6 protein-coding genes are annotated in these 7212 nt (G+C 44.3%); 3 read left to right on the top strand and 3 right to left on the bottom strand.

The window, feature by feature from the left end:
* The 3 genes from BGO59_RS18400 to BGO59_RS18410 form a co-directional block, all read left to right on the top strand.
* On the top strand, positions 1 to 320 hold a 320-nt coding region (locus BGO59_RS18400), incomplete at its 5' end, for a toprim domain-containing protein (RefSeq protein ID WP_293685427.1).
* Positions 321 to 334: 14 nt separating this feature from the next.
* Positions 335 to 1342, top strand: a complete 1008-nt coding sequence (locus BGO59_RS18405) for a DnaB-like helicase C-terminal domain-containing protein (RefSeq protein ID WP_293685429.1) — start codon at positions 335 to 337, stop codon at positions 1340 to 1342.
* Positions 1343 to 1347: 5 nt separating this feature from the next.
* Positions 1348 to 2895, top strand: a complete 1548-nt coding sequence (locus BGO59_RS18410) for a hypothetical protein (RefSeq protein WP_293685430.1) — start codon at positions 1348 to 1350, stop codon at positions 2893 to 2895.
* Between the two features lie 2344 nt (positions 2896 to 5239).
* On the opposite strand, the gene BGO59_RS18415 is transcribed toward BGO59_RS18410, so the two are convergent.
* The 3 genes from BGO59_RS18415 to BGO59_RS18425 all read right to left on the bottom strand — a co-directional run.
* A complete protein-coding gene (locus tag BGO59_RS18415) occupies positions 5240 to 5437 on the bottom strand; it encodes a hypothetical protein (protein WP_293685432.1) in 198 nt (65 codons plus the stop codon).
* A gap of 247 nt (positions 5438 to 5684) precedes the next feature.
* Positions 5685 to 6560: a fibronectin type III domain-containing protein gene (locus BGO59_RS18420; protein ID WP_293685434.1), complete on the bottom strand. Its 876-nt coding sequence runs from the start codon at positions 6558 to 6560 to the stop codon at positions 5685 to 5687.
* A 27-nt stretch (positions 6561 to 6587) separates the two neighbouring features.
* The coding region (locus BGO59_RS18425) for a hypothetical protein (RefSeq protein ID WP_293685436.1) at positions 6588 to 7212 on the bottom strand (625 nt) is incomplete at its 5' end.

Consider the following 7212-nt stretch of genomic DNA (forward strand, 5'->3'; position numbering starts at 1 on the left):
GAACAAAGGTCTATTTGACTGAAGGGGCCTTCGATACGATGGCTACTACCCAAAAGGGAGGTATTGCCGTTAGTATCAATTCCGTAACGGGCTTCAAACCCGAGTGGGTAGCCTTATTTAAAAACTTATCCGTCTGCTTTCTTTTGGATTCAGATGGAGCTGGCCAGAAAGGTATTCAAAAATTAGCTCCCCTTTTTCAGGCCGAGAAAATCCCCGTCTCAATGAAGAGTTTGCCCGTTGGCTGTAAAGACGTTAACGAGTGGCTCATCAAATGGAGTGGTCATGTAAATGGATACCCAGCCTTCTGGGATCAACAATAGTCAATTTGTAATCAATGGAACTAAGCCCAACCGAATTAGATCACCTGCCCGAAATCTCACTGGATACGCCCAAGTGGTCAGCCCTTGACCAGTACCTGGAGGAGTACTATGCTCAACTGGGATCCCAGGGCAAAGGTCTAAAAACTTATTTTGATGAGTTTGACAAAAAGCTGGAGGGTCTGCGGGGTATTGTCATTATGGGAGGGGAGCCTGGTAGTGGTAAAACAGCTCTTGCCCTTCAAATCGGTTTCGATACGGCAGCCGACGAAGCAAATATACCTGTAGTCATCTACTCCTTTGAGATGCCCAAGGCTCAGTTAGTGACCCGGCTATTTCAACGAGTTGGTAAAATTCGTTATCGAACCTTACAGCAAAAGACTACTGAATTAACTGAAGCGGACCGTCAGCAGGTACAAGACACCCAGAAACAAATCCAGAACATAGCGCATCGGCTATTCATCCGGGAAACTAAAGACTTTTTCAAAGGCGCTAAAGATGGTTCAGGATCCATCAGCGCAGTATTCGATTTCGGTGAACAAATTCGCCACCTTGAGCAATTGACCCAGCAATTTGGTAAACCTCCTCTGGTCATCATTGATTCACTGCACGAAATCCCCGTCGATCAGCAGTATGGCCGCGAGCTCAAGCAAAAAATAGATCATCTGATGCTGAACTTACGCAATATGTGTGATCAGACGGGCGCCACGATTCTGCTCATTTCTCACCAAAGCCGAAGCGGCCAGTCCAGTGGAGGACTGCAAAGTTTTATGGGTAGTGCCTCCATTGAATACACCGTCGATATGGCCTTGACGATTACTAATCCTACTCAAGAAGACAGCCCTGAAAAAGAAAGAGAGTTAAGTGTTGCCAAGAACCGTTACGGCCCAAAGCCTAAAGCACGCCTTTACTTTGACGGCGCATTCATGGATTTCGAATTCGTCGAACTTATCAGTAGCCTGGGTGTGGCTATGCCTGAAAAGGCACCCAAAAAAGCAAGTAAGAAAAAAGATGATTCTATCTAATGCCTATGAACTTCCATGAACTAGTACCAATCGAAGTGACAAGAGTTGACCCTGAAACGAATGTCCAATACTCATTTAAGGCCAGCCCTCCTATTGATATAACAATCCTTACCCGAGATCCGACTAATAGCTTAGCCGACTTTTTAGTTTCCTTCTCCTGGAGATGGTTAGCCGGATTATGGGAAGATAGTATTTATGAAAATTTCCCAGACACCCATAAACAAATTGTAGATATTCTTCCGATTCTGTTAGTGGTTGTAGGCGATATAAAGATCAACTACCTCAATGAAGGCGAAATGGTTGACTTTCAGAATAGGCAAGATTTTGAAATCGTCATTGATCGAGAAAATTCAACTCGTTGGGAAGGAATTGTACCCCATCCTAGTCCAAATTTCCTTGATTCTCTGGAAAGGGAAATTATGGAATCGCCTGCTGTACAGCTAGGAATTCGAGCCTTCATTACTGTCAAATTTTCTGAAATAGTAGAAGAGTATGCTAAAAATACCAAGGCGGATGACCGTCCAACTAAGCCAACCAACAACACAGTATGGGCTATGAACGGACTAGGTCAATTATTTACACCACCCTCTCAAAAAGGAAAGATTCTTAAGCAGAGCGTTGAAAGTTGGCAAGAACAAACAGGTCAACGAATTGAACAGCCTATACTTAACTACGGAATCGATTTAAATGAAATACCCTTGCGGGTGTTAGAAGGTGTTCTTTGGCAATTTTCGAAAACCAATTATAAAGGCAATGTAGAGCCAAAATCCAAAGAAGAGGAATTGAAAAAGTTTAAGGCCCTTAAAAGTGTCGATGAACTTCCCCGGGTTTTTCAAAACATCAAGGAGATTCCCAGAATTCAGATCGGCAAGCGGGAGTTATTACGACTAGCAGGAATGAACTACGATAATCAGGGCGATGTCGATAGAGCTGTAAAAGCACTGATGGAATTAGGCGCGACACAGTTCTGTTTTTACTACACGCGCTTATCTATCAACAAAGAGGGCAAGGCTGAGAAGGACAAGGATGGGGATTGGAAAAAGGAATCTGTAACGGCTATTGACACTTTACTAGACGTAAGAACTGTGAGAGATGAAAAGACTGGCCAACTCAAATATTACGAAATTTCGCCTTCACCCATTTTCCTAGACCAGAAGGAAAAGTACTTCATGCTGATTCCGTTCGGCTGGCGAAAAGAAGTAGAAATGTTAGTAGGTACTAAAAAAGCCTCATCTTATACCTATCTATTCTTACTATACTTACGCTACCAGTTTGAACAGAAACGCCGGAAAAATGCTAGAGCAAAACCAAGTGCACGGCAACGTTACGAAATTGTTAGTAGCTGGGTTAACATTGCTCAAGCTTTACGTATGCCTGAATCGATTTATAAACGCAAACCTGATCGAGCCCTATCAATCCTTGATAATGCTTACTCGGCAGCTAAGCAGTTAGGCTATCTAACCAATTACTCCAGAACAGATCACATAGATCGGCTTGTGTTAAATCCCGAAAAATACCCAGCCTCAACACTCGAAATCGAATCAGAAAACTGACTGCTTAGGGTGGATACCATTTGTCGCACGTAAGTGGATACCATTTGTCGCAAAAGTGGATACCATTTGTCGCAAAAGTGGATACCATTTGTCGCAAAAGTGGATACCATTTGTCGCAAAAACAGGGGTTAATATACTGACAATCAAGGGTGTTTTTCCGTATATTTTTTAATACTCCCTAAAGAGTATTTAATAAGCTCTTTAGGTAAGTTCGCTTTAAGGCGCTTACCTAAAGAGCTGGTTAAATAAAATTTCCAGTTAGTAAGGCCTCAACCCGGCGAGGTTAATGAGATTGAGAAGCTGAAAGTAGGTTTCCCTTAACAAGACCTTAACGCTTAAAAACCCTACTGGTTCGTGCCCCAAAGCAAAGAACCAGTAGGGTTTTTAAGTGCATGAATACCGGTCCCCTCACTTTCTCGACAAATTGTCACCACCTCTTCCAAATCTCAAAGGAATTAAAGCTGATCCATCTCATGGTCTATTTATATAAATCTATAAATATATAATTGCTTAAACTGCTGACTGATTCGCCGATCGCGTATCAGATTCTACTATTGCAGGAAAAAATCGGAATTATACATTGTATTTTACCGAATTAGTTCTCTGATTTTCAGTACAGTTACCTTTATTTGTACAAGAAAAATCTGCATTCTACATACGTTCTATTGGAAAAAGATACCACTGTTTCGCCATTTATCAGACGCTTCTTACCGAGCCAAGGACATCGATGAGGTTATTTTAAGCAATGGTTATCGATTGAAGCATGATAAGCTAAAATAACCGTAAAATAGCCCCGTGGTTGAACGATCTCAAAAAAGTAGGGGTAATGCACGTTTTTAGCTGCTGAGGTCAAAAATCGAAAATATGGGCCTTAAATGATTTTAGCCGTTCGTTAACTGAAAAAACATTGTTACGAGGCTAACATTTGATAGGCCGATTGCTTTCTGCAGAAATAGTTGTCTTGACAACTAAATATCCATTCATCTGCATACTCCTACCACACTAGGAATATTCTCTAAGGTTGTATAGTACACCCTGTCAGAAACATCATCATTTGCCAACACTTGAAGCCTCCTCAATTCCCCCGCAAACGTTACTTTTCGTTACTTTTTTCGGATTTTACCCCGAAAATTACCTATTCCGGTTACATACCGAATTAACACGCTTTAAATCAATCGATTTCAGGTAATTCAACCTTAGTGAAACTTAGTTTTTAAGAGTTCAAATGTTAAGTATTGTTAAGGTGTTTATGAGAAGCCCTAAACTCCTACCACACTAAGAGTTTAGGGTACTGCTGATGAGGCCTGAAAACATCCGACCTGTGTTTGCTGGTAAGTTGAGTCACGGCCAGCCAGCTATATACTGAACAGTCTTGTTATGGGCAAAAGGGTTCCTGCCTACTAACACCCTGAACGACTTTAGAAAACCTTAGAAAACCTTATGTTTTAGGAGGGTTGACCTCACTTTACCTCACCTTTTGGGAAATTCTCCAGTAAACCCAACCAATGGAGCGTTAGCCCTGATGTATAGGCATAGCTACTCTTTCTGAAAACCGTTCTGACTTGTAGAAACTATAGAAAACTATAGATTTTTGACGGGTTTCGCCGGTTGAATTGAATCGATCGATAGTGATGAGGACTAGGTTTTAGTATCGGCCCCCCTTACCTTTCCTTACCTTTCCTTACCATTCCTTACCTTTTTGAGCTGTTGACCTTACTTCATACCTAATTGTCAGTTTACAATCATTTACAATAGTTTACATTTTTCGCTAGTTACCCCATCCGGTAGATCATTGGAATAGCCTCTCCCGGGCTCGCATTTTGACGGATTTGTATACGGATGGCTGTTGATAGGAAAACTTGAAATTTTAAATGCAACTCAGGATTGCATTATCAAGTATGCCACCAATATCTGTAGACAGTAAAAGCCCTCCCATTCCCTACATTTTTCACCTTCCCCTACTCGCTTACCTATTTATCAGTTTACAATAGTTTACATTTTCGGTTTACATCGGGTGTAATGGAGGTAGCTTAATGAATTTCTCCCAATTGGGAAAAACCCTACAATTCCCTACAATTCCCTACCTTTTTTGCATACTTCCCCTACCTATCCCTTTATGTTTATCAGACATTGATGCCAAAAAATCCGATGATTTCCGATAAAATCCGATGTTTTCCGATGTTTTTGAGTGGATATTGAGTGTGCTTTACCAGTCCTGGACTTTACAAAACTTTACAAAACTTTACAAAACTTTACATTTTCGGGGGCTGACCGTTACAAAACGTTACATTTTTGGCGTTTCTCTCCTGGCCTATATCAGATTAAGGAACGGCTATAGCTTTGCTTAATCTGACTGACCGTCTGCCACCTTTTTGACGTGTTCGCTACTGACAACAATTACCCGGCCGTCACGATCTGCTTTCACCTTCAGTTTCCCCCTGGGTGTCCAGTCGATCACCGAAGCTTTATAAGGTTTACGAGCATATCCCTTCACGTAAGGCGTTACTAATACGCGGTCTCCAGGTGAAATAACTGGCTTCATAAGTGGCAGTGGATTTGTAAAATTACAAAGGCAGAAACAGCCTCAGCACATTATAAAGGCCCATTTTGGCCAGTTGATTTGTAAATTTACAAAGAACAGTATCTAGTTTATTGATCAGGCAAAACCCAAATAGGCAATCTAATAGTCTAACAAAAAAGGCACCCAGATTTCTGAATGCCTTTCCAAACTACCTTTAGCTGTTATTATTCAAATTCTAAAAGGTCACTATAAATAGCTTTCTAGTCTGCTAGGCCCCAGCCGCCCGGGTTATGGTTATAGAATCAACCTGATACCAGATGCCACTGACATGCTCAAATATTACTGTGTTATCGCCCTGTTGTAAACTGATCGTGCCTGTAATGGTGCGCGTGCCGCCGTCTGCGGCTACCGTGTTAAAGGTTACCTGACGCGTCCCGTTACTACCCACTTTGATGCCGCCCTGACCACTGCCTGAAATGCCAGTAGTCCGGATTATGGCGGAGAAGGCATAGTCTGACGCCGTTTTGGGCGCATCAGTAAAAGCCATTTCCTGCTTTGTTTCCTGATTGGTAGAGCTTACATAAGGATGAACAAAGAAATTGGGAGTGCCCTGTTTGGTCTGCGAGTAGGCAGGGTAGGACGTGGTAGCGTTCACTACGGAGGAATAGCCCGATGTGGCCGAACCCGACGTAGCCCGGACCCGGTAGAAATAGGTCGAACCGGTGGTCAGGCCCGTATCCGAGTACAGCGCCGTGGTCGGCGTTCCGATCTGGGTCCAGCCCGAGGAGCCGTTCGGGCTCCGCTCGATCTGATAACCCGTGGCACCACTCACCGCGTTCCAGGTAATGTTGATACTGGTCCCGGATGCCGTGGCGGCTGACACGTTGGTGGGGGCTGATAGGGCAGGGGCTGCCGGTTTGGTCGTCGGCGGCACCGTGTTAGCTGGAATTACGGCCCCGTTGTCCTCCACCACTAAGGGAAATGGATAGGTGCCTGCCTTGATAGCGGCTGCCATATCGGCATTGCCCTGGGTAGTCAGTGGGAAACCGTTGGTTCCGGTTTCGCGGGTGGTGCGAACTGTGTAAGCTACCGGTCCATTTGGTGACGCCTTGATGCGAATGTTGTTCTGGGTTCCTTCTGCCATGATAGACTATGATTAGGGGGTTATTGATTAAGATTCTGGATCGGTGTTGGCGGTATTGACCCAGGCGATGCTGAGTTTAGCGCCCGTTGGTACCGACAAAGCTGTTAATTGCACATTTTGTACATTCCCACTCAGACCCGAAATACCAGCCAGGTTGAACGTAGCCGTTTGCCATGTATTGTCGCAGATCAGCGTAGCCGATGCCTGCTGGCCATCGTACTGATTCGGTGACTGCCCCACCGTGCCCGCTTTGAGAACCAGACTCGTCGGCCAGCCCGATGCCCCTTTGTAGCGAACATAAAGTTTATCCAGCTGGCCGACCGGTATCGATACCCGTGGCCAGTGAATATCTACGAAGCCGCCCCCGTTGATGGGACTGATTTCAACCCCGGTATCGGGCGTTGGGAAGCCGGTATCGCGTCCATTGCCGTAGTGGAAATAGCCCCTGCCGTTGCGGGCATTGAATTTCCAGCTGAGTTTGTTTCGATTCGTTGGCAAGGCATTCGCCCAGTCCCGGATCTGCTGCACCGAACCGATGCGGAATTTATGATTCGTATAATAGACCCCGTTCCAGTCCCAGATAATGCTCTGGTTGGATACTGAATAGTTGGCTGGGTTGTCAAATTCACCACTGGCCGTGTCGTTGGGGGCA

It is taken from the genome of Spirosoma sp. 48-14, assembly GCF_001898575.1.
Lineage (GTDB): Bacteria > Bacteroidota > Bacteroidia > Cytophagales > Spirosomataceae > Spirosoma.